At 56.3% G+C, this 20,192-nt stretch carries 17 protein-coding genes; 6 read left to right on the forward strand and 11 right to left on the reverse strand.

What is annotated here, in order from left to right; translation table 11 throughout:
• Window positions 1-20 precede the first annotated feature (20 nt).
• The 9 genes from pyrC to ACEQFP_RS01320 all read right to left on the reverse strand — a co-directional run bounded on the left by pyrC (window position 21) and on the right by ACEQFP_RS01320 (window position 10,533).
• A complete protein-coding gene (pyrC, locus tag ACEQFP_RS01280) occupies window positions 21-1,067 on the reverse strand; it encodes a dihydroorotase (protein WP_370547362.1) in 1,047 nt (348 codons plus the stop codon).
• A gap of 275 nt (window positions 1,068-1,342) precedes the next feature.
• Window positions 1,343-3,442: a YjbH domain-containing protein gene (locus ACEQFP_RS01285; protein WP_109728286.1), complete on the reverse strand. Its 2,100-nt coding sequence runs from the start codon at window positions 3,440-3,442 to the stop codon at window positions 1,343-1,345.
• The gene (locus ACEQFP_RS01290) at window positions 3,439-4,185 is read right to left on the reverse strand and encodes a capsule biosynthesis GfcC D2 domain-containing protein (RefSeq protein WP_337977795.1); all 747 of its coding nucleotides are present in this window, start codon (window positions 4,183-4,185) and stop codon (window positions 3,439-3,441) included. Before ACEQFP_RS01290 ends, ACEQFP_RS01285 begins: the two co-directional genes overlap by 4 nt.
• Window positions 4,182-4,790 carry a YjbF family lipoprotein gene (locus ACEQFP_RS01295; RefSeq protein ID WP_225856949.1) on the reverse strand — a complete coding sequence of 203 codons (609 nt, stop codon included), beginning with the start codon at window positions 4,788-4,790 and terminating at the stop codon, window positions 4,182-4,184. Before ACEQFP_RS01295 ends, ACEQFP_RS01290 begins: the two co-directional genes overlap by 4 nt.
• Before the next feature lie 89 nt (window positions 4,791-4,879).
• On the reverse strand, window positions 4,880-5,131 hold the full coding sequence (locus tag ACEQFP_RS01300) for a hypothetical protein (RefSeq protein ID WP_047059601.1): 252 nt from the start codon (window positions 5,129-5,131) through the stop codon (window positions 4,880-4,882).
• Window positions 5,132-5,363: 232 nt separating this feature from the next.
• A complete protein-coding gene (locus tag ACEQFP_RS01305) occupies window positions 5,364-7,550 on the reverse strand; it encodes a polysaccharide biosynthesis tyrosine autokinase (RefSeq protein ID WP_047059602.1) in 2,187 nt (728 codons plus the stop codon).
• A gap of 61 nt (window positions 7,551-7,611) precedes the next feature.
• Window positions 7,612-8,040 (reverse strand): low molecular weight protein-tyrosine-phosphatase, encoded by a 429-nt coding sequence (locus ACEQFP_RS01310; RefSeq protein ID WP_005293816.1) that lies wholly within the window; start codon window positions 8,038-8,040, stop codon window positions 7,612-7,614.
• A gap of 89 nt (window positions 8,041-8,129) precedes the next feature.
• Window positions 8,130-9,245, reverse strand: coding sequence for a polysaccharide export protein (locus ACEQFP_RS01315; RefSeq protein WP_068870826.1), 1,116 nt, complete (start codon window positions 9,243-9,245; stop codon window positions 8,130-8,132).
• 190 nt (window positions 9,246-9,435) lie between these two features.
• Window positions 9,436-10,533: an undecaprenyl-phosphate alpha-N-acetylglucosaminyl 1-phosphate transferase gene (locus tag ACEQFP_RS01320; protein ID WP_035601087.1), complete on the reverse strand. Its 1,098-nt coding sequence runs from the start codon at window positions 10,531-10,533 to the stop codon at window positions 9,436-9,438.
• 651 nt (window positions 10,534-11,184) lie between these two features.
• Between ACEQFP_RS01320 and ACEQFP_RS01325 the strand changes: the two genes are divergently transcribed.
• Window positions 11,185-11,511, forward strand: coding sequence for a putative quinol monooxygenase (locus ACEQFP_RS01325; RefSeq protein WP_370547364.1), 327 nt, complete (start codon window positions 11,185-11,187; stop codon window positions 11,509-11,511).
• Between the two features lie 126 nt (window positions 11,512-11,637).
• Here the strand turns inward: ACEQFP_RS01325 and rne are convergent, their stop codons facing one another.
• Window positions 11,638-14,871, reverse strand: a complete 3,234-nt coding sequence (rne, locus tag ACEQFP_RS01330; protein WP_370547365.1) for a ribonuclease E — start codon at window positions 14,869-14,871, stop codon at window positions 11,638-11,640.
• A gap of 578 nt (window positions 14,872-15,449) precedes the next feature.
• On the opposite strand from rne, the gene rluC reads away from it, so the two are divergent.
• The gene (rluC, locus tag ACEQFP_RS01335) at window positions 15,450-16,412 is read left to right on the forward strand and encodes a 23S rRNA pseudouridine(955/2504/2580) synthase RluC (RefSeq protein ID WP_005287317.1); all 963 of its coding nucleotides are present in this window, start codon (window positions 15,450-15,452) and stop codon (window positions 16,410-16,412) included.
• 300 nt (window positions 16,413-16,712) lie between these two features.
• Here the strand turns inward: rluC and ACEQFP_RS01340 are convergent, their stop codons facing one another.
• The gene (locus tag ACEQFP_RS01340; RefSeq protein ID WP_035596166.1) at window positions 16,713-17,306 is read right to left on the reverse strand and encodes a nucleoside triphosphate pyrophosphatase; all 594 of its coding nucleotides are present in this window, start codon (window positions 17,304-17,306) and stop codon (window positions 16,713-16,715) included.
• Window positions 17,307-17,447: 141 nt separating this feature from the next.
• On the opposite strand from ACEQFP_RS01340, the gene yceD reads away from it, so the two are divergent.
• Genes yceD through ACEQFP_RS01360 form a run of 4 tightly spaced genes read left to right on the forward strand, consistent with a single transcriptional unit; the run spans window position 17,448 to window position 20,179 of the window.
• Complete coding sequence (gene yceD, locus ACEQFP_RS01345) at window positions 17,448-17,969, forward strand: 23S rRNA accumulation protein YceD (protein WP_005287310.1); 522 nt, start codon at window positions 17,448-17,450, stop codon at window positions 17,967-17,969.
• A 16-nt stretch (window positions 17,970-17,985) separates the two neighbouring features.
• Window positions 17,986-18,156 carry a 50S ribosomal protein L32 gene (rpmF, locus tag ACEQFP_RS01350; RefSeq protein ID WP_005287307.1) on the forward strand — a complete coding sequence of 57 codons (171 nt, stop codon included), beginning with the start codon at window positions 17,986-17,988 and terminating at the stop codon, window positions 18,154-18,156.
• A gap of 28 nt (window positions 18,157-18,184) precedes the next feature.
• A complete protein-coding gene (plsX, locus tag ACEQFP_RS01355; RefSeq protein ID WP_074428723.1) occupies window positions 18,185-19,219 on the forward strand; it encodes a phosphate acyltransferase PlsX in 1,035 nt (344 codons plus the stop codon).
• A gap of 6 nt (window positions 19,220-19,225) precedes the next feature.
• The gene (locus ACEQFP_RS01360; protein ID WP_068870834.1) at window positions 19,226-20,179 is read left to right on the forward strand and encodes a beta-ketoacyl-ACP synthase III; all 954 of its coding nucleotides are present in this window, start codon (window positions 19,226-19,228) and stop codon (window positions 20,177-20,179) included.
• Window positions 20,180-20,192: the final 13 nt, after the last annotated feature.

Consider the following 20,192-nt stretch of genomic DNA (forward strand, 5'->3'; position numbering starts at 1 on the left):
GTAGCATGTGTTAGGCAAGATTAGTCGCGAACCGACCAGCGCAGCGTTTCGCCAGCCAGGAAGGGAATCAGGGTCTCTTCGCCGCAGGCAATGCTGTCGACCATCGTCGCAGGTTCTTGAACCAACTCAATATACTCTTCATTTGCCGGGAGTCCATAGAACGCCGGGCCATTCAGCGAGCAGAAGGCTTCCAGGTGTTGCAGCGCCTGCTCCTGTTCGAAGACGGTGGCGTAAGCCTGCAGGGCGCTGGGGGCATTGAAGACGCCGGCGCAGCCACAGGCGGACTCTTTCCGTCCGCGGAGATGCGGGGCGGAGTCGGTGCCGAGGAAGAAACAGGATTGGCCGCTGGTGGCCGCCTTACGTAGCGCCTGTTGGTGCACGCTGCGCTTGAGGATCGGCAGGCAGTAGAGATGGGGACGGATGCCCCCCACCAACATGTGGTTGCGGTTAAACATCAGGTGCTGCGGGGTGATGGTCGCCGCCAGGTAGCGATCGCCCTCGGCAACGAATTGGGCGGCCTCTTGGGTGGTGATGTGTTCGAAGACGATGCGCAGCTGCGGGAAGTCACGGCGTAGCGGGATCATCACCTGGTCGATAAAACGCGCCTCGCGATCGAAGATATCGATGTCAGCCTGGGTCACTTCACCGTGGATCAATAGCGGCAGACCGCTCTGTTGCATCGCCTCGAACAGCGGGTAGAGCGCCGGGATAGAGGTGACACCGGCGGCCGAGTTGGTGGTGGCGTTGGCCGGGTAGAGTTTGGCGGCGTTGAAGACCCCCTCGCGCTGGCCGAGCATCAGCTCATCGACGCTCAGGGCGTCGGTGAGGTAACAGGTCATCAGCGGGGTAAAGCGTTGCCCTTGCGGCACGGCGTCTAGGATACGTTGGCGATAGGCGAGGCACTGCTGCACGGAGGAGACCGGTGGCGTCAGGTTCGGCATCACCATAGCACGGGCGAAGTGGCGGCTGGTATAGGGTAATACGCTGTGCAACATCTCGTCGTCACGCAAATGGAGGTGCCAATCATCGGGGCGGCGGATCTTCAAGGTGGACTGCATTACGGTCATTACGAACTCCGGCTGATAGAGATGTTTGCGAGGTTGCGTAGCGATTGCGTTGCCGAATAGCAACAGGTCACGACGCGGTACAGTAAACGGTGCCGGGCGGTAAGGATAACGGGAAACGGTGCATGATGCATCCGTTAGTTACACCGGCGGGACGAATTTGTGTGCAGAGAGTGGGGGGAGGGGCGTGATGGAGACGTCGCGCGTTCGTCGGAGAGGGGATACCTGAAAAAAGGGAGCGCAGGCCGATCGGCCTACGCTCCATTGTCGTGTCGCGCTTAGAAGGGGGCGGACGCGTGGCTGGTTAAGTCGTATAACGTATATTTCCGATTCAACATTTGCCCACCGTCACGCGTCAGCGGTAGCCAACTGATGGTGCCTTTGTTGGTGGTCGGGCGAACTAACATTAAATCAAATGGGATGGTGATATAGATCCCCTTGGTGAAACTGCCCTCGCCATACTCGTCGGATGACACATTGGTTTTGGTGGCAAAGACGCCGGCGACAATCCCCGAGGAGAAGCGTTTGGCAAGATCGAGGGTCGCGCCATAATCCCCGGCTAAATAACGTCCTAGCGAGAGGCGTACGCTGACATCATCGACATAGGGCGGCTGCCAATAGCCTGTAATATGCCCGGTTACCACATCGTAATCGGCCATTTTTAACGTGTTATTCCAGTCGCGCTGCTTGACCCAGTTGAGGTTAGCGGCGACGGCCCATGAGCGCCCGAAGGGACGATAGAGCAGTTCTGTACCGCCACCGGCGTACATCATCTCTAGATAGCCGGCATAGGCCTGGCCATACCACTCGGGAGAGAACTGGGTAAAGTGAGTGGCTTGGAGGTTGTTGAGCAGCACATCGGAGGAGCTGACATACTCGCGGATCCAGGTACGGACGCGCGGTAAGGCCGCACCATCCGCCGGTGGGGTCGTGTAGTTGAATTTGTCGTAGTTGTTGGCCAGATTGACGAAGAGCGTGCTGCTCAACCAGTTCTCTTCACTCATGCGCCACTCGCCATTCAGATTAACGCCGACTTGGTACATATAGAATGATTCCGGTCCACCGATCGACTGTGTCAGGACGGGATCTATGCTGTAACTGAGCGGCGCATTGCGACTGGCGAATTGCGTGGTTGCGGGGGCGAGAGACACGGGCGTGACCGTGGAGTGCATCGCGGTTTCTTGGCCCAAGGGCTGATCGCTATGAGCCTGGCGTACCGATTCGAGATCGATGTCGGTATCTCGGATAGCCAATCCTTTCTTGCGTTCAACGATGTGCAATGACTTGACGGAGGGCGGCAACGCGTTGGCACCGAGCAGGGCGAGACGCTCCTCCGCGACGCCGGGTTGGCGGTACTTCGTCTGTTCACCGCTGACGGTGAGGCGTTGAGCGTCGCCGGACCAGATAGTATCCCGGTAGCCCGCGTTCTCCTTCGCCTGCTGACTGAGGGTCGGCCAATCTACCTGTGCCAGGTTTTGCGGCGCGGCTTGGTGGCGCGGCGTCACTTTGGGCTCATCCAGATGTGCCTGATAGAGATGGTTGAAGTTGGTGCGTAACGTCACCCCCCACATCAGGGTATTACCTCGTTGGTAGCTGAGGTGGGTCTCCAGATTCTCCGATAGGCGATATACGGCGCCCACGTTGATAGGAGAACTTTGTGGAAGTGCCCCGTATTGATTGGCGAACTCTTGGCTATAGTCGTTGCCATCGTATTCGAGTTTCAGACGTAGTGGGCGCCAGGGCGTTTGATATTCGATACCGCCAAAGAGCGCCGCCGGGCCATGGAATAGGTTATCGAACTCGAATTTGCCACCATTAGCCGAGTAGCTATTGCTGCGTTGGCACCAGCCTGTGCGATAGTCGCAGAAGGGGTTACGGATGTTACCGCTCTGCGCCATGTTGCCCCAGCCGACACCTAAGGTGAAGTCGAAGGGGCCATAGCGTTTACTGGCGACGATATATTCGCTGTCAAACAGGCCGGTGCCCATCAAATCACGAAAACCAAGCGCGATTTGTGGCAGATAATCAGACTCCTGCCAGAGGCGGAACTTCACATCGAAGGATTTATCTTTATAGCTTTGATCACCGCTAAAATCGGTGTTGGCGCTGTAATGACGGGTACGGACATCGGTATAGCGTAGCGTGGTTTCTAACCAGTCAAACGGCTGCAGGGAAATTGACCAGCGTCGGTACTCATCGTTATCGACGTAGTTGAAGCTGAACTCTCCCTCTTCGGCCATCCTGGCGCTTGGCATTTGCAGTAGACCGACGCCGCCGAAATCATCTTGCGAAGGCGCGTAAGGATCGGGATAACTGGGCGCCGCGCTACACGTTGCCGAGATAGCTAGGGCCATATAGGAAAGTCGTGAAATCATCATTCGGGTACTCGGTTTGAAATTATCTCGGCGATACGTTGGTTAATCCCTTGGAAGCGAGAGGGAAGCGTATTCGGGTCAAACCCGATCAAGATGCTGGCACCGGCCATGGGCTCGCGTAGGCGCTTATTCCAGACGGCGACCGGCACTTGACTGATATCGCCTGTCGGTTGGATGAGCCAGACATGGGCGCTATCGGCAGCGGGTAAGAGCGCATCGCGTCGCCAGTATTCACTGACGTCTTGGGCTGGGATCAAGGGGAGCGTCGGTAATGCGTGTATCAGTCCCAACATCATAACCTGTGCTCGGCGCGGCGCGATAAAGAGCTGGTAATCGCCGACGAGACGGGGATTGTCGGCCTGTGAGCGTTGCGCTTGGCGGGGATCGAGCACGATAGGCAGGCGCCCCGTGAGGCGTAATGCCGACAGTTGTCGGATGAGATGGCGGGTACTCTCTGCCCAGGCCTCCTCGCCTTGCTGTCGCCATAGTGTCTCCAATGCGCCCAGTTCACTCAGGAGTGCACGACGTTGTTGTTCGATAGCGACTTGGTGGGCCGGTGTGGTGATTTGCGCACTACGCCAATAGATGTCTGACGGTAGCCGGCTATCGTTGAGCAGGGTGGCCAGGCGAGCATCATCGTCGAGTTTGATCTCGGGTAATGGCTTCCCCTGATAGGAGAGTTGAACGTCGGCCTGCGCCTGGCACAGGCCGCTGACGAGTAACAGAGAAAGGAGCGCTATTTTCATGACGAGAAAGGTTTCAAGATAGTGAGTTCAATGATCGGCATGTCTGGGCCCAACTGTTGGCGAGTCTTTACGATTTGTCCGCTCTGTGGGTCACGCCAGAATTGGTTATGCCAGCTGCCGATATCGGGGGTTGTGGTGACGTATTCGTCAAAACGCTCGCTAACCAGGCGGCGGGTCACGAGGTCCAGCGTCTCGCTTGTCTGGCGGGTGAGTTGGCCGTTCAGTCGGTAGCCGCTGACATAACGGTATTGCCACTCGGCGAGCATTTGCCACTCGGCGACGGCGCGTGCGGGTTGAGCGAGTGGGTCGGCTGATTTCTCTGCGCTTAATACCAGATCGTTCTCTAGACCAACCGTTTTGATGATACGACCATGGCGGGTGACGATCATGACATTGTCCGCCGTTAACCAGGAAAGCTCATCGCCGTTGACGTAGGCTAATACGACAAATGCTCTAGGATTGTCACCGATCTTTAAATAGGCGCTGGCATAAGGGAGTTGTGTTACCTGGGTAGCGCTGACCGTGACATCGCCGGGGCCGATGAGGGCATATTTTAGGGTCTCTCCCGTGATCGATGCAGTATTGGAGCACGCACTGAGAGCCATCACACTAATAAGCAGCAAATTACGAATAAGAGGCATAGTCGGTAGGGAGTCAGTTAAAAAATAAGGCTGCTGATGCAGCCTTAAGGGGATTAGCGCGTGCTGGTGGTAGTACCAGTGCTGCTAGAGTCATCGTCAGAGCTGGCGATGGCGACGCCGGCTACGACGGCGGTCACTACACCGACAGCGACGATCGTGCTGGTACCGATCGCGGCCGAGCCAGCGCCGACGCCTGCGGCGGTGCCGCTGGTTGATGCGCTACCGGTCGCCGTTGAGGTACCGGCCGCCATGGCACAAGGGGACAAGGCTAAGGCTGTCGCCAGCACTAAGGCTATTTTCTTCATAAGTACAACTCCTTGTTGATTTATTATCTAGTTACTACTACCTGCAGATGATCCAAGACACGGTAACCCTCTTGCTTGTCGTACCCTGTCTTAGTCAATCGATAAATCATGTCATGACTAACCACGGTCTAGGCGATGGAGGGCAGAGGTAGCGTATTCCCTCGTCCACCGCTTCGCGCATGGCTCTTATTGGCGGAGGCCAGGGCAGCAATCATCCTTGCTAGCGCATTTATCAGGACGATTTCCCCCCCTTATTGCTATAGCCATAATGGTAATAACCATTGCTGTAGTTGCCGTAATAGCTACTGGCCTTTTTCTCTACCGCATTGAGCAGAATGCCCTTAATGACGACGCCATTCTGTTCGAAGCGACGTACCGCAACCTCCACCTCTTTCACGGCGGTCTTGGCGAAACGGGCGACGAGCAGCGAGGTACCGGCATGCTGACCAATGATCGCGGCATCCGTCACCGCGAGGATCGGCGGCGAGTCGATGATGACGAAATCGTAGTGTTGGTTAGCCCAATCCAGTAGTGCCTGGAAGCGAGGATGCATCAGCAGCTCGGAGGGGTTGGGCGGGGTGCTACCGCGACAGATAAAGTCTAGTCCATCGAATCCCGTCTGGTTGATCGTTTGAGACAGCTCACTCTGGCCAGAGAGATAATCGCTTAACCCGCTATCCAATGAGCGGCCCATTACCTTGTGGATATAGCCTTTACGCATATCGGCATCGATGAGCAGCACCTTTTTACCCCCCATCGCCAAGGTGGCCGCGAAGTTGGTCGATACGAAGGTTTTGCCCAGGTTTGGCCCGGGGCCGGAAATCATCACGGTATTGTTTTGCGTCTCCATCATGGCGAAGTGTAGGCTGGTACGTAAGCTACGCAGTGCCTCCATCGCCAGATCGGCCGGGTTACGGACGGCGAGTAACGACTCGTTGAGCGGCATAATCCTTTTATGCTTCTTCTGTTTCTGCTCGATACCGGACTGCTCCCCGGAGTAGGGGATGGTGGCGTAAACGGAGAGGCCGATCTCTTCCAGCTGTTCGGGACTCTCAATGCCGCGATGGAAGGCGGCACGCACCAAAATCAGGCCGACAGAAAGCATCGCGCCCAGCAGTGTCGCCAGAATCACGATCAAAGCCTTCTTCGGTTTAACGGCTTGGGTTGCCACGGCGGCTTCGTCGATGATGCGGACGTTGCCGATGGTGCCGGCCTTCATCACGCTAAGCTCTTGCTGCTTGTTCAGTAACTGTACGAAGATCTCCTGATCGACTTGCACATCGCGCGTCAGACGTAGGATTTCTTGTTGTGTCTTAGGCAAGCGTTTGATCGACTTATTGATGGCATTTTTGGTGTTCAGCAAGGTCTGACGCTTTTCCAGCAAGGCGATATAGGCGGGATGCTGGCGGGTATATAACTGTTGTAACTCTGCTTCACGGAAGGTTAGCTCGTTTAACTGCTTTTCCAGTCCAACCATGGTCTCTAGCGCTGCTTTGGCTTCCAGCGAGAGATCGACAGACTCGTTTTTTTGTCGATACAGGTTGAGTTTCTCTTCCGCGTCATTCAGCGCGCTCTTAACCTGAGGGAGTTGTTCCTTCAGGAAGTCTAAGCTCTTTTGCGTCTCTTCGGTTTTCCGGACGATATTCTGTTGGAGATAGTTTTGACTGATATTATTCAGAATCTCGCGAATCCGGCGCTTATTGGTGCCCTCTAATGCTAATTCGATGATCCCAGTATTTTTGCCTTTCTCGCTGACCTGGAGTTGTTGCTGGAGTCGGGTAATGGCGTCCAGCGCAGGCTCCTGGCGCAGGGTGAACGTCTGATCTTTATCGGCTGCGATGTCGCTGATTAGGAGCGTCAACTCGGGGGTGGTCAGCGTCTTACCGACCTCACCTTGCACGGTTTTCCCCTCTACGTCGAGAGTAAAACGGTTGTCACCGAGTACTGTCAGGGTCAACGGCGTATTCAGCAGATCGGGAGTGATGCTGAAGTGTTTAATGGAGAGATGTGGCGTCGACTGTCCCAGGAGACGCGCAACGCCCCGCCCGAGTAACGGGAAATAATCTGGCGTGGCGAGGGTGTTCAGATTAAGTTCGTGTACGGTCCGCCCCAATACCATCCGCGAGGTGAGGAGCTCGATCTCCGCGGCGGCGTCAGGCTGATCGTCACCGAGCATGTCTGCCATATTGCCTAACAGCGCGGAGGCATTGGCTTTTTTCTCGACTTGAAGGAGCGCATTCGCCTTATAGACGGGAGTGGCCATCAGGGCATAGGCCAGTCCGAGGATCATAAACAGGGCCGTGATGGTGATAATCCACCAACGGCCGTCGATCAAGTAGCCGAGCAAGCGCCCCAGATCGATCTCATCATTTTCCACCGCAGCATTACGTGGCTGGGACGAAACAGAAGACATGGTCATTAAACACAATCCATTTTTTTATCAGAAGAAATCCAGGTCTGATTAGACATGACGAGGCGTGTCATAGTTTTTTGGCCCAACTATCGGCACCACGCTCTAATAATGCGTACACGTGTTCATAGGCTTCACGACTCAGGCGATAGGGGTCAGGCACTTCACTCTCACCAGACCAGTGGCCGAAGAGCATCGTCTTGCCGCGAGCGCTAGGATCGATAGAGGCCACGGCGGAGATATGGCTCTTTTCCATCACCAGGATGAGGTCGGCGTCTTGGCATAAGGCGCGTGTGAGTTGGCGGGCGCAATGCCCTGTCATGAGGAGACCGTGTTGCTGGGCGACCTCCGCCGCGAGCGTATCGGCCGGCTCCCCGACACGTGCGCTAATACCCGCAGAGCTGATATGGCGATCCGTGAGACGTTGGCGCAGCAAATACTCACCGGTCGGGGAACGGCAGATATTCCCGATACAGACGATAAGAATTTTTTTGAACATAGTTTTAAATAGGGCGTCGTTGTTGGTCATGATTCCCGCACCCGGTCATAAGCGTAATATGGCGGGCGCGGCGTGTGAGTGTCGCTGGGTTACCAGCGACGTATCCGTTGCATCCCTTCGGTCAGCTTGTTAAACCCATCGATTGTGGGGAGGATCTGACTCAACACACGGTTCCAGCGCGTTACCGGCGCCGTCGTCACATACACAACGTCGTAAGGCTGTAGCGTAAACTCGGTCCCCATTACCAGCGCAGTCGCATCACTCAAGTCGAGCTGATAGATCGATGCCTTAGGCTGGTTCTTCCCGGCAGGGCGTAGGACAAAGATCCCCGTGGCATTCGCCGCATTCTGATTGAGCCCTTCGGCCGAACTGAGTGCCTCAGTGAGGCTCATTCCTTCCCGACCGATGGTTAGGGTGGACGCCTTATTCACCTCACCCATGACGAAGACCTTCTGAGCATCGTTACGTGGCACATAGAGCATGTCGCCATCTTGCATCAATTGGTTACGGGAGAGATCGCCATACTGCAATAGGTCTTGCAGCGATAGGGTCTGCTCCTTGCCCTTGCGGGTTAATACCACGTGCTGCCAGTCCGCGGTTGCAGTCAACCCCCCTGCGAGATTGAAGGCATCCAACAACGTCATGGGGACGTTGGTGATAGGCTGAGCTCCCGGCTTGGCGACTTCGCCGGAGATATATACTTTTTGTGAGCGGAAGGCGGCTACATTGACATCGACTTGTGGACTTTCAATAAACTGTGCCAGTCGGCGGGCGATATCGCTGCGTACTGCGGAAACGGTTTTACCGACGACGGAGACTTTCCCAATATATGGATAGAAGATCGTACCATCGGCATGTACCCAGTTACCGGCTTCGCTCGCGCTACGATAAGATCCCGCAGGAATAGTGAGCTCAGGATGATCCCAGACGGTGACATTGAGGATATCACCCACGCCAATATGGTATTCATAGGCGCTGATTTGACGATTAAGTTCAGGGTTAGCTTTCCCGACGACAGGGGCCTTACGCATTTGGTCGAGCAGGGTTGGGGTGACCGGATAAATATCGGCTAAATTGTCGATATCGACTTGGCCTGTGGCGACTCGACTCTTGCCGGAGGTGGATAAATTGGTACCCGGTATTACGGTGCAGGCACTGAGTAATAGTACCGCCGGTAATAGTGGAATCAGTTGGATCGTTTTCACTGCTAAACCTTATTAAGCGTAAAATGAGAAATGATCGAATATTCGAGTGCTGACGCGACTATCCATCTCTATGCTAACCTGCACACGAGGGAAAATTACCTCAGTGCTTTGTGTCCCGCGAAATAATAAGGGGACTACGATGCGATATCTGCCTTATCATGAGCGGTAAATTTTACTCATGCGGCAATATTCAGTGATGCCGTAGATGGTTCGTCTTGGCTGATGGACAGTGTCTGGTATTCTTTATGCGTTTGGCCCAGCGTCCAAGCTTCCAAGCGTAAGATAAAGCCAAGGTGTAGACAACAAATAATAACAAGTAGAGTGCCATCATCAGCCACTCGGGAAATTGTAGTTGCTCAGCGAACACACCGAAGCAGACGATGGCAATATCGACTAGCACCATCAATAACAGCGATTCACGCGCACTGAATCCCGCATGCAGTAAAATATGGTGCATATGATTACGGTCAGGGCGCAATGGTGACTGCCCCTTACGAATACGGCGTATCATTATTCCCACCATATCCATGAGCGGTAAGCCGATTAACCATAGGGCGATGACCGGACGAAATGCAGGCAGGGTATTCAGATGTTGTGAGCCCAACAGCACCAGATAACCGATGATGAAACCCAAGAACATCGAACCTGCGTCACCTAAGAAGATCTTGTGCTTAAAGGGGGGAATGGTCAGATTAATGATCATGTAAGGGATGAGGGCGATGACACTCACCAGGCAGAGTTGGCTTATTATCGGCATGGTATCGGCAAAGAGTACGGCGAGTCCCAGCAGTGTGATGCCGGCCATGCTACCTGCTAAACCATCAATACCATCCATCATATTATAGGCATTAATCGCCGCACAGACTGCGATAACCGTAATAACAAGACTGAGCGCCGGGAAAGGGATCGTCAGATTGCCGATGCCCAATACATCACCGAATTGGTGTAGGCTGATATCGGTAGCGAAGCAGAGAATCAAGATCAGCAGCGCCTGTAGTGTCAGGCGAAGCCAAGGGGAGATGTCTTTTGCGTCGTCAACAGCGCCCATCAGGGTGATACATCCTGCGCAGGCTAATAAGAAGAGTAACGTGGGTTCAAGCGGCAATGTCAGCCATACACTAAGATAGATACCGATGCAAATGGCGAGGCCACCGATAAGTGGAATGGCGCCATCATGCTGTTTGCGCTGGTTAGGAAGATCGAGCAGGTGAAACTTGGCTGATAATGGACGTAAACCACCAATGGCTAATAATGTGCCAGAGAACGCTATAAACGCAGAGGTTTCCATGCTATTTATTCCTTGCTAAGCTCAAAAAAGCTGCTTTGCTCTGTGAGCAGAGAGAGAAAGATTAATTGATACCCTGGTATGAGGCGTTCTCACCATTAGGCTTTAGCTAGGATGCTATCTGTCTGGATGAGGAAATAATGTCAGTGCCAAATAATACATCTATTATAGTTTAGTGCGGTATTATATTTTTTATTGTAATGGTGCGTGGCTACGCTACCGCTCTTAGACTATCTCTGTCTAATTTATTGAGCGGAATTTTTAACGGGGGGATTATACATATAGAACATGCATTTTATTAATATAAAGTATTTGTTTTCTGTATATCGAATTGATAAATGTGATGAATGTCACAATTATTTCAATATGTGACAAGAAATCTTTACATTTGTCATTATGTTTTTGATGGTTAATTCAGCTAACCAATGGAAACAAAATGTTAACTGTAGTGATTATTGCTCGCGACTCATTTTGCTTGATTGCTGTTACGCAAGATGGCGCGACTACCACAGCCGTGGTGATACCATGAGCGATCGGTAGACTCACTTGTCTCGCTGAGTGATAAAACGTGGTGGCCACCAAGGTGGTATAGCGCACACGAAGGGCGTGGCTCTGGCGAGAAAAGGCGTAAGGTGATCCGTCAGGAGACCTAACATGCTGGGTCTGGTTATTCAGCGAGAGGAGCGGATTATGAATGAAGTACGCATCGTCGCGACGCTAGTCGCATCGCCAGGGCAGATCGAAGGGGTTCGTCAGGCGGCGTTGTGTTTAGTGGAGCCCAGTCGGGCGGAGCGAGGCAACGTGTGTTATGACCTGCATCAGGTACAAGGGCAAGCCGATACATTGCTCTTCTTCGAGATTTGGCAATCCCAGCAGGCCTTGAATCAACACGAAGGTAGCCCCCATTTTGCTTCTTTCCTCGCGGCGATCGAGGGGAAATGCCTCAGCATAGAGGTCAAGGTGTTACAGCCGATCGCCTAAGTTAGCGCGCTTCATCCGGCAGTGTTGACGAGTGGGGCGGTGATGTCTCGGGGATGCGACGAAAAAGAGGCAAAGAAAAACCCGCCATCAGGCGGGTTTTTTTATGCTATCGAACGCGATGGCGTTTTATGGCATCTGCGGCTTCGTCGCTGGTGCGGTTGCCTGATTGGTAGCGGCAGCACCACCGGCGGCACCACGACCCTGGAACGCATAGGTCGGGCGTACCCAGGTGCTAACGATGACGGCCGGAGCCTCATAGGCCGGGGCCGGGGCTTGGGTCATCGGTGCACTAGCATGACCATGTCCATGGACGACTACCGTGTCGTCTGGACGGCTTGCCATTTCCACCGGCTGGGCGTTTACACTGGCTTCGGCTTCGGCTTCGGCTTCGGCTTCGGCTTCGGCTTCGGCTTCGGCTTCGGCTTCGGCTTCGGCTTCGGCTTGTGCCAGCGGTAAAATCGTCTCGGTTAAGGTCGGTGCCGCGGCGTCGCAGGTAGCGTGTGTCGTGGCGGGCTCATTAGCCGGAACCGGCTCAGCCTCGACGTGCGCGACAGGACTCTCGACGACGCTCTCAGCGACGACGGGAGTCTCGACCGCGAGGGTCTCGACGGTGGCGTCGAGGGATACCGGTGCGGCGATATCAGCTGCTGCGTGGGTGGCCTCCTCTGGCGGCAAGGCCGGCTGAGGTGCGCTGTCGGCGGCGGCGATCGGGGCGATGATGTTTGTTGCCACGGCGTCGGCTGGCGCGGTGTGCTCCGCCTCATGGACGTTACTGCTCACCGGGGTAATCGGGTAGCTGATCCACACCTTGCCGGAGGCCATCTCGGGTGAGTAGACCGCCAGAGTCAACGGCATCGGCGACTGCTGCGGATAGCGCTCGTCACGGTAACGACGGCGGCGCTGACCGCTGACGCGCAGGTGACGCGGAGAGCGACGAGAACGACGCGGCATACCATTCTCATGGCGGTTGCCGTTCTCCTCTTCGCTCACCGCTGTGGCGGTTTGCGGTACGCTTTCCGCTAACGGAGCGCTGACTACCGGCAGCGTTGCTTTGCTCTCCTCGGCGGGAGCCTCGACGACGGCCTCGCTGGCGCTCGCGGCAACGGCGGCATTGTCGACGATACGCACCTTCTGACTCAGTTGGCGACGCTGACGACGCTGTGCCGGTGCGTTCTCCTCGACGATCTCCTCGTCGGGTTGCGCGGCGACATCCAGTGCCTTGACCTCTTGCTGAGCCTGGCGTTTCTCTTCCTGACGACGACGCTGACGCTCGTTACGCTGCTCGCGGCGTTGCTGTTGCTCTTCGCGCATCGGCGAGGCGTTCTCACTCCCCCCCTCGGCAGACTGAGCCGGTTGAGACTGACGGCGATTACGGCGCTGTTCGTCACGGGCCTCACGATTTTCGCGGTTGCCACGATCCTGACGCTCGCCGCGTTCACCGCGTTCACCGCGTTCGCTACGATCACTGCCATTGCGCTCGCCACGTTCACCACGCTCACCACGTTCACGACGCGGATTCTGACGGCGGGCGCGACGCTCCTGTGGCGCGCGGTTTTCTTCACGCGGGCTCGATGTTTCTTGCTGCGGTGTGGCTTCCTGTTGCGGCGCATCGCCGGCGAAGAGGCCTTTCAGTGAGGCGACCAAGCGACCAAACAGGCCTGGGCGAGCGGCAGCGCTCGGTTGGGTACGTGTTTCGCTCGGTGCTACTGCGGCGGCGACGGGCTTGCTCTCACTCTCTTCCAACGGTGGTGCGCTGACATCCAGGGTAAAGGCTGCCAGGGCAGGCTGTTCTGGGCGCTTCCGTTCGGCAGGAGCCTCTTCTTCGCCACAGGCTTCCGCTTCGTGCAGTTGCGGCAGCTTATAGCTCAGCGTATGCGTCTCTTCGCCTTTGCGTACGCGCATCACGGCGTAATGCGGCGTCTGCATCTGATCGTTAGGCACCACGATCACCCGAATATCTGGCTGACGTTTCTCGATGGCGCTCACGGCGTCACGTTTCTCGTTCAGCAGGTAGGAGGCGACCGGAACCGGTACGATGGCATGGACTTCGCGCGTATTCTCCTTCAGCGCCTCTTCTTCGATCAGACGCAGGATGGAGAGTGCCAACGATTCGTTGTCACGCACGGTACCGGTACCGTTACAGCGCGGGCAGACGTGATGACTGGACTCGCCCAATGACGGGCTGAGGCGTTGACGCGACATCTCCAGCAGACCAAAGCGCGAGATGCGACCGATCTGAATACGGGCGCGATCCTGACGCACCGCATCGCGCAGGCGGTTCTCCACCTCACGCTGGTGGCGTACCGGTGTCATATCGATGAAGTCGATGACGATCAGGCCGCCCAAGTCGCGCAGGCGCAACTGGCGCGCGATCTCATCGGCCGCCTCCAGGTTGGTGTTAAAGGCGGTCTCTTCGATATCGCCGCCGCGCGTGGCGCGCGCGGAGTTGATATCGATGGCGGTCAACGCTTCGGTGCTGTCGATAACGATCGAGCCGCCGGAGGGCAGACGCACCTCACGTTGGAAGGCGGATTCGATCTGCGACTCGATCTGATAGTGGCTGAACAGCGGGATTTCACCGGTGTACAGTTTGATCTTGCTGCTGAAGTCCGGGCGGCCCAAGGCGGCGATATGCTGCTTGGCCAGGTCGAGGATCTTCGGGTTGTCGATCAGGATCTCGCCGATGTCTGGGCGCAGGTAGTCGCGGAAGGCGCGGACGATGACGTTGCTTTCCTGGTGGATCAGGAACGGCGCCGGGCGACCCTCTGCGGCTTTCTTGATGGCGTCCCAATGTTTCAGGCGGAACGAGAGATCCCACTGCAACGCATCGGCAGACTTGCCGACGCCCGCGGTGCGGACGATGAGTCCCATTCCATCAGGGATTTGCAGCGATGAGAGCGCCTCTTTTAGCTCGGTGCGATCGTCACCCTCGATGCGACGTGAAATACCGCCGGCGCGAGGATTGTTCGGCATCAGCACCAGATAGCTACCCGCCAGACTAATAAAGGTGGTCAGCGCGGCGCCTTTGTTGCCACGCTCCTCTTTATCAACCTGGACGATGACTTCCTGCCCCTCACGCAGCACGTCTTTGATATTCGGACGGCCATGGGCGGAGTAATTGCTGGGGAAGTATTCGCGGGCGATCTCTTTTAAGGGTAGGAAACCGTGTCTTTCGGCACCGTAATCGACGAAGGCAGCTTCTAGACTGGGTTCAATACGGGTGATTTTACCTTTGTAAATGTTTGCTTTCTTCTGCTCGTGACCGGGGCTTTCGATATCCAGGTCATACAGTCGCTGGCCATCCACAAGGGCGACACGCAACTCCTCCTGCTGAGTTGCGTTGATTAACATTCTTTTCATCGTTAACGTACTCGTTTTTTTGCATTGGCTACTTAAGCTGCGGGCGAAAAGACCTATCTGACCGGGAGGAAGACCGATGACCCCGAGTCTTATCGCAAAGTCGTCAACCTCACGGTTGTCGCCTGCATAGGGGCGCAATATTCGGTAAGCCTGCATTTCTTTGTGAAAGGCAGCGCTGTTTATCAGGATGACGCCGCAGAAAAAGGATGCGGCAAACTGACTCCATGTTGTTGGTCAGACTGCGACCCGCAGCCCGCTAATTACTTGATTTCGCATTACGTCTTACGCCATTGCTGCATTTTTGCGCTATCAGGTAAACATCGTATCCCGCTTCTTTTTCCACATTGGCGGAAAAAAACGCGGAAAACGGCTCCATTATTCCACTGCAATGGCAAATATAGCAAGACGCCATTGCGCCTGGTGCGCAGAAAGTTGCTCAATAGCACAACGTCATGCTATTTGGCATATCTATGTATATACGCCGTCGAGGCGCTTGTCAGGGATATTGCCGAATTATTGTTCCTGTGTGTCAAAATAGCAGTGGCGTATAGGCCTGCCGCTCTTTAAAATCGCGCCCCATGAATACACAAAACACTTCCGTCAAGTTAGTCACGATCGCCGCCGACGAGGCGGGCCAGCGGATCGATAATTTTTTGCGCAACCAATTAAAGGGTGTGCCGAAGAGTATGATCTATCGTATCGTGCGCAAGGGTGAGGTGCGGGTCAATAAGAAACGCATCAAGCCGGAATATAAGCTAGAGGCCGGGGATGAGGTGCGTATCCCACCGGTTCGGGTCGCCGAGCGTGATGAGGCACCGGTTTCCGCACGACTGGATAAGGTGGCGGCACTCAACGATTGCGTCCTGTATGAGGACGACTACCTGATGGTGCTGAACAAGCCTTCCGGTACGGCGGTACATGGCGGCAGCGGGCTGAGTTTTGGCGTGATCGAAGGGCTGCGCGCCTTACGCCCCGAGGCTCGCTTCCTGGAGCTGGTACATCGGCTGGATCGTGAGACATCAGGGGTGCTGCTGGTCGCCAAGAAGCGCTCGGCGTTACGCTCGTTACATGAGCAGTTGCGTGAGAAGGGGATGCAGAAGGATTACCTGGCCCTGGTGCGTGGCCACTGGCAGTCGCACTGCAAGGTAGTACAGGCCCCGTTGCTGAAGAACATCTTACAGAGCGGTGAGCGCATCGTGCGCGTTAACGCGGAAGGGAAGCCGTCGGAGACACGTTTTAAGGTGGAGGAGCGCTTCGCCAACGCGACCCTGGTGAAGGCCAGCCCCGTGACCGGGCGTACTCACCAGATCCGCGTGCATACCTTGCATGCCGGCCATCCGATCGCCTTCGATGACCGTTATGGCGACCGTGACTTCGATCGTGAGTTGGCGGAGACCGGCCTCAATCGTCTGTTTCTGCATGCGGCGGCCCTGCGTTTCGTCCATCCCCATAGCGGCGAGACGATGCGGGTCGAGGCGCCGTTAGACGCCGCGCTGCGCCGTTGCCTGGCCGTATTACGCGCCGCGAATACGCCGCGTTAACCTCGGCGCATCCTCCTCGCCTCGGCAGGCCTCGGCGGCCTGTTGAGGCGCTCTTCTCTTGCCCGCCTCCGGTTCTACGTTATTCCGCTGCTCCGCGCTGGCTGACGTGCGGCACGCTAGGCGTCGACTGCATGGCGCGGCAGACTCACGGGGCGGCACCATGATACGCAGCACCGCCTTATCCCTCTATTATCCTGCCCTCACACCTTGCCCAGGCACCTGACTGTCGCGCGAGGGTGTGCCACGATGTGCCCGGTCTCGCGTCGGCACGCGCCTGTTGGCTTGCTGCCTGGCAGAAGATTAATCGCGGGGGACCAGTAGGGGGTTGACACCGTGACGGCGGAGCAGCGTGTTGAGGGCGATCAGCGGCAGCCCGATCAGGGCATTGGGATCGCGCCCCTCCAGACGTTCGAACAGTAGAATGCCGGCGCCCTCGCACATAAAGCTGCCGGCACACTGTAATGGCTGCTCCAGCGCGACATAGGCCGCGATCTCCGCCGTGCTCAGTTCACGAAAATGGACATGGAAGGGTTCGCACAGGGTATGGCACTCGCCGTTGCCGCTGTTGAGTACGCTCAAACCGCTATAGAAGGTGACGCGTTGTCCGCTGGCGGCGCGCAGTTGGGCGCAGGCGCGCTCGACGCTGAGGGGCTTGCCGCTGATTTGTCCATTGAGCACACACACCTGATCACCGCCGATAATGAGATGGTCCGGGTAGGCATCGGCCAGGGCGCGCGCCTTAGCCTCGGCCAGACGGCAGACCAACGCCTGCGCCGTTTCACCGGGCAGCGGGGTTTCGTCGGTGTGCGGCGCGGCACAGCTGAAGGGAAGCGCCAGCTTCTCTAACAGGGCGCGGCGGTAGGGGGAGGTCGAGGCGAGCAGTAGGGGTAACATATTTTTTTCCGAAAGCATGGCGTTAATCATGTCATCATTTTAAACTGTCCGCCGCTCAGGAAGCGAATATTGGGGGAAAGGGGTGCGAGAGTGGCCTTTTCCTTTGACTCAATGGCTTTACAAAGTTAATATGCGCGCCCTATGCAAAAGGTAAAATTACCCTTGACCCTTGATCCGGTTCGCGCTGCGCAGAAGCGTTTAGACTATGTTGGTGTCTATGCTTCCGAGCAGGTTACGCGCTTAGCTGAATCTGTGGTCAGCGTGGACAGCGATGTCTGCGCTGAAATGTCCTTCTCGATCGACAATCAGCGCTTGGCTGTTATTCGCGGGCATGCCGACGTGACTGTAACGTTGCAATGCCAGCGTTGTAATCAGCCATTCCAGCATCACCTCCACGCAACGTATTGCTTCAGTCCGGTCGCCAATGACGAGCAGGCTGAGGCATTACCGGAAATTTACGAGCCGATCGACGTCAATGAATACGGCGAGGTCGATCTGCAGGCGATGGTCGAAGATGAACTCATCCTTGCCTTGCCGGTGGTTCCGGTGCATGAATCTGAACACTGTGAAGTGTCCGACGCGGACATGGTCTTCGGTAAGCTGCCTCCCGAGGCAGAAAAGCCGAACCCATTTGCCGCATTAGCCAGTTTAAAGCGAAAGTAATCAAGGAGTAAGGTCAATGGCCGTACAGCAGAACAAAAAAACCCGCTCTTGCCGTGGTATGCGTCGTTCCCACGATGCGCTGACCACTGCAACCGTCTCTGTTGACAAGGTTTCCGGTGAAACTCACCTGCGTCACCACGTCACTGCGGATGGTTTCTACCGCGGTCGCAAGGTTATCGCTAAGTAATACAGCTCTGTATTAACAAGGCGATACTTTGACTCGTCTAACCCTAGCGTTAGATGCGATGAGCGGGGACTTTGGTCCCTGCATCACAGTGCCTGCCGCGTTGCAGGCACTGGCTTCAACCTCGTCACTGTCCCTTTTGTTGGTCGGCCAGCCCGACGCCATCGCGCCTTATCTCTCCGCCGCGGACGCTACGCTGCTTTCCCGCTTGCGCGTGGTCGCCGCCGAAACCGTAATCCCCAACGATGCCAAGCCATCACACGCTATTCGTAATAGCCGTGGCAGCTCGATGCGCGTTGCGCTAGAGCTGGTGAAAAATGGCGAGGCGCAGGCGGTGGTTAGCGCGGGAAATACCGGTGCGTTAATGGGTCTGGCGACACTGTTACTCAAACCGCTGGAGGGTATCGAACGCCCGGCATTGGTGACAGTATTGCCGAATCAACGGCAGGGGAAGACCGTGGTGCTGGATCTGGGGGCTAACGTGGCCTGCAGTAGCACCATGCTGGTACAATTCGCCGTGATGGGCGCTGTACTGGCCGAAGAGATAGTCGGTATCCCGGCACCGCGTGTCGCGTTGCTGAATATTGGCGAGGAGGAGTGTAAGGGACTGGACAATATCCGCGAAGCCGCCGCTGTGCTGAAGACAACGCCGGCCATCGACTATATTGGTTATCTGGAAGGCAACGATCTGCTGAGCGGAAAAACCGACGTGTTGGTGTGTGACGGCTTCGTGGGTAATGTTACGCTGAAGACCATGGAGGGAGTGGTGCGCATGTTCCTCTCCCTGCTAAAACCGGCGGGCGATAAGCCGCGTAGCGCGTGGTGGCTACGCTGGTTAGGTCGTTGGATACAAAAAAAAGTGGCAAAGCGTTTCGGGCAGTTGAACCCCGACCAGTATAATGGCGCTTGTCTGTTAGGATTACGCGGCACCGTAATCAAGAGCCATGGGGCGGCAAACCAACGGGCATTCGCCGTCGCCATACAACAGGCTGTGCAGGCGGTGCAACGGCAGATCCCCGTGCGGATCGCGCTGCGCCTTAAGGCTGTATTACCCAAGAGTGACTAATCGTACATGCATACAAGAATTCTCGGTACGGGGAGCTACCTGCCCGTACAAGTACGCACCAATGCTGATTTAGAGAAGATGGTGGAGACCTCTGACGAGTGGATCGTCAGTCGTACCGGCATCCGCGAGCGTCGTATCGCCGCGCCGGACGAGTCTGTCGCCACCATGGCATTTGAGGCCGCCAAAAACGCCCTCGAGATGGCTCAGGTCGATAAAGACGACATTGGCCTGATCATCGTGGCGACCACGTCGGCGAACCACGCCTTTCCGAGCGCCGCCTGTGAGGTGCAGAACCTGCTGGGGATGCGTAACGGCTGCCCGGCATTTGATGTCGCTGCCGCCTGTGCGGGTTTCACCTACGCCCTGAGTATCGCCGATCAATATATCAAAGGGGGCGCGATTCGCCATGCCCTGGTGATTGGCTCCGATGCGCTGGCGCGTACCGTCGATCCGCAAGATCGTGGCACGGTGATCCTGTTTGGTGACGGGGCGGGTGCCGTGGTTCTCGGCGCCGCCGAGCAGCCGGGGATCCTCTCGACGCACATTCATGCCGATGGCCGCTATGGCGAGCTGTTGACCTTGCCGAATCGCCCGCGTCATACCGAGGATCAGGCTTACCTGACCATGGCTGGCAATGAGGTCTTTAAGGTGGCAGTGACCGAGCTGGCTCACATCGTCGATGAAACCCTGCAGGCGAATCAATTGTCCCGCGAGGATCTCGACTGGCTGGTGCCGCATCAGGCTAACCTGCGCATCATCAGCGCCACCGCCAAGAAACTGGGGATGAGCCTGGATAGCGTGGTGGTGACGCTGGATCGTCACGGCAACACCTCCGCCGCCTCGGTACCGGCGGCGTTGGACGAAGCGGTGCGCGATGGCCGTATCCAACGCGGTCAGTTGATTTTGCTGGAAGCCTTCGGTGGGGGATTCACCTGGGGTTCCGCCTTGGTTCGTTTTTGATTTTTTGTTCAGG

The sequence above is a fragment of the Edwardsiella sp. A.80236 genome (genome assembly GCF_044540725.1).
In the GTDB taxonomy this organism is placed as follows: domain Bacteria; phylum Pseudomonadota; class Gammaproteobacteria; order Enterobacterales; family Enterobacteriaceae; genus Edwardsiella; species Edwardsiella tarda.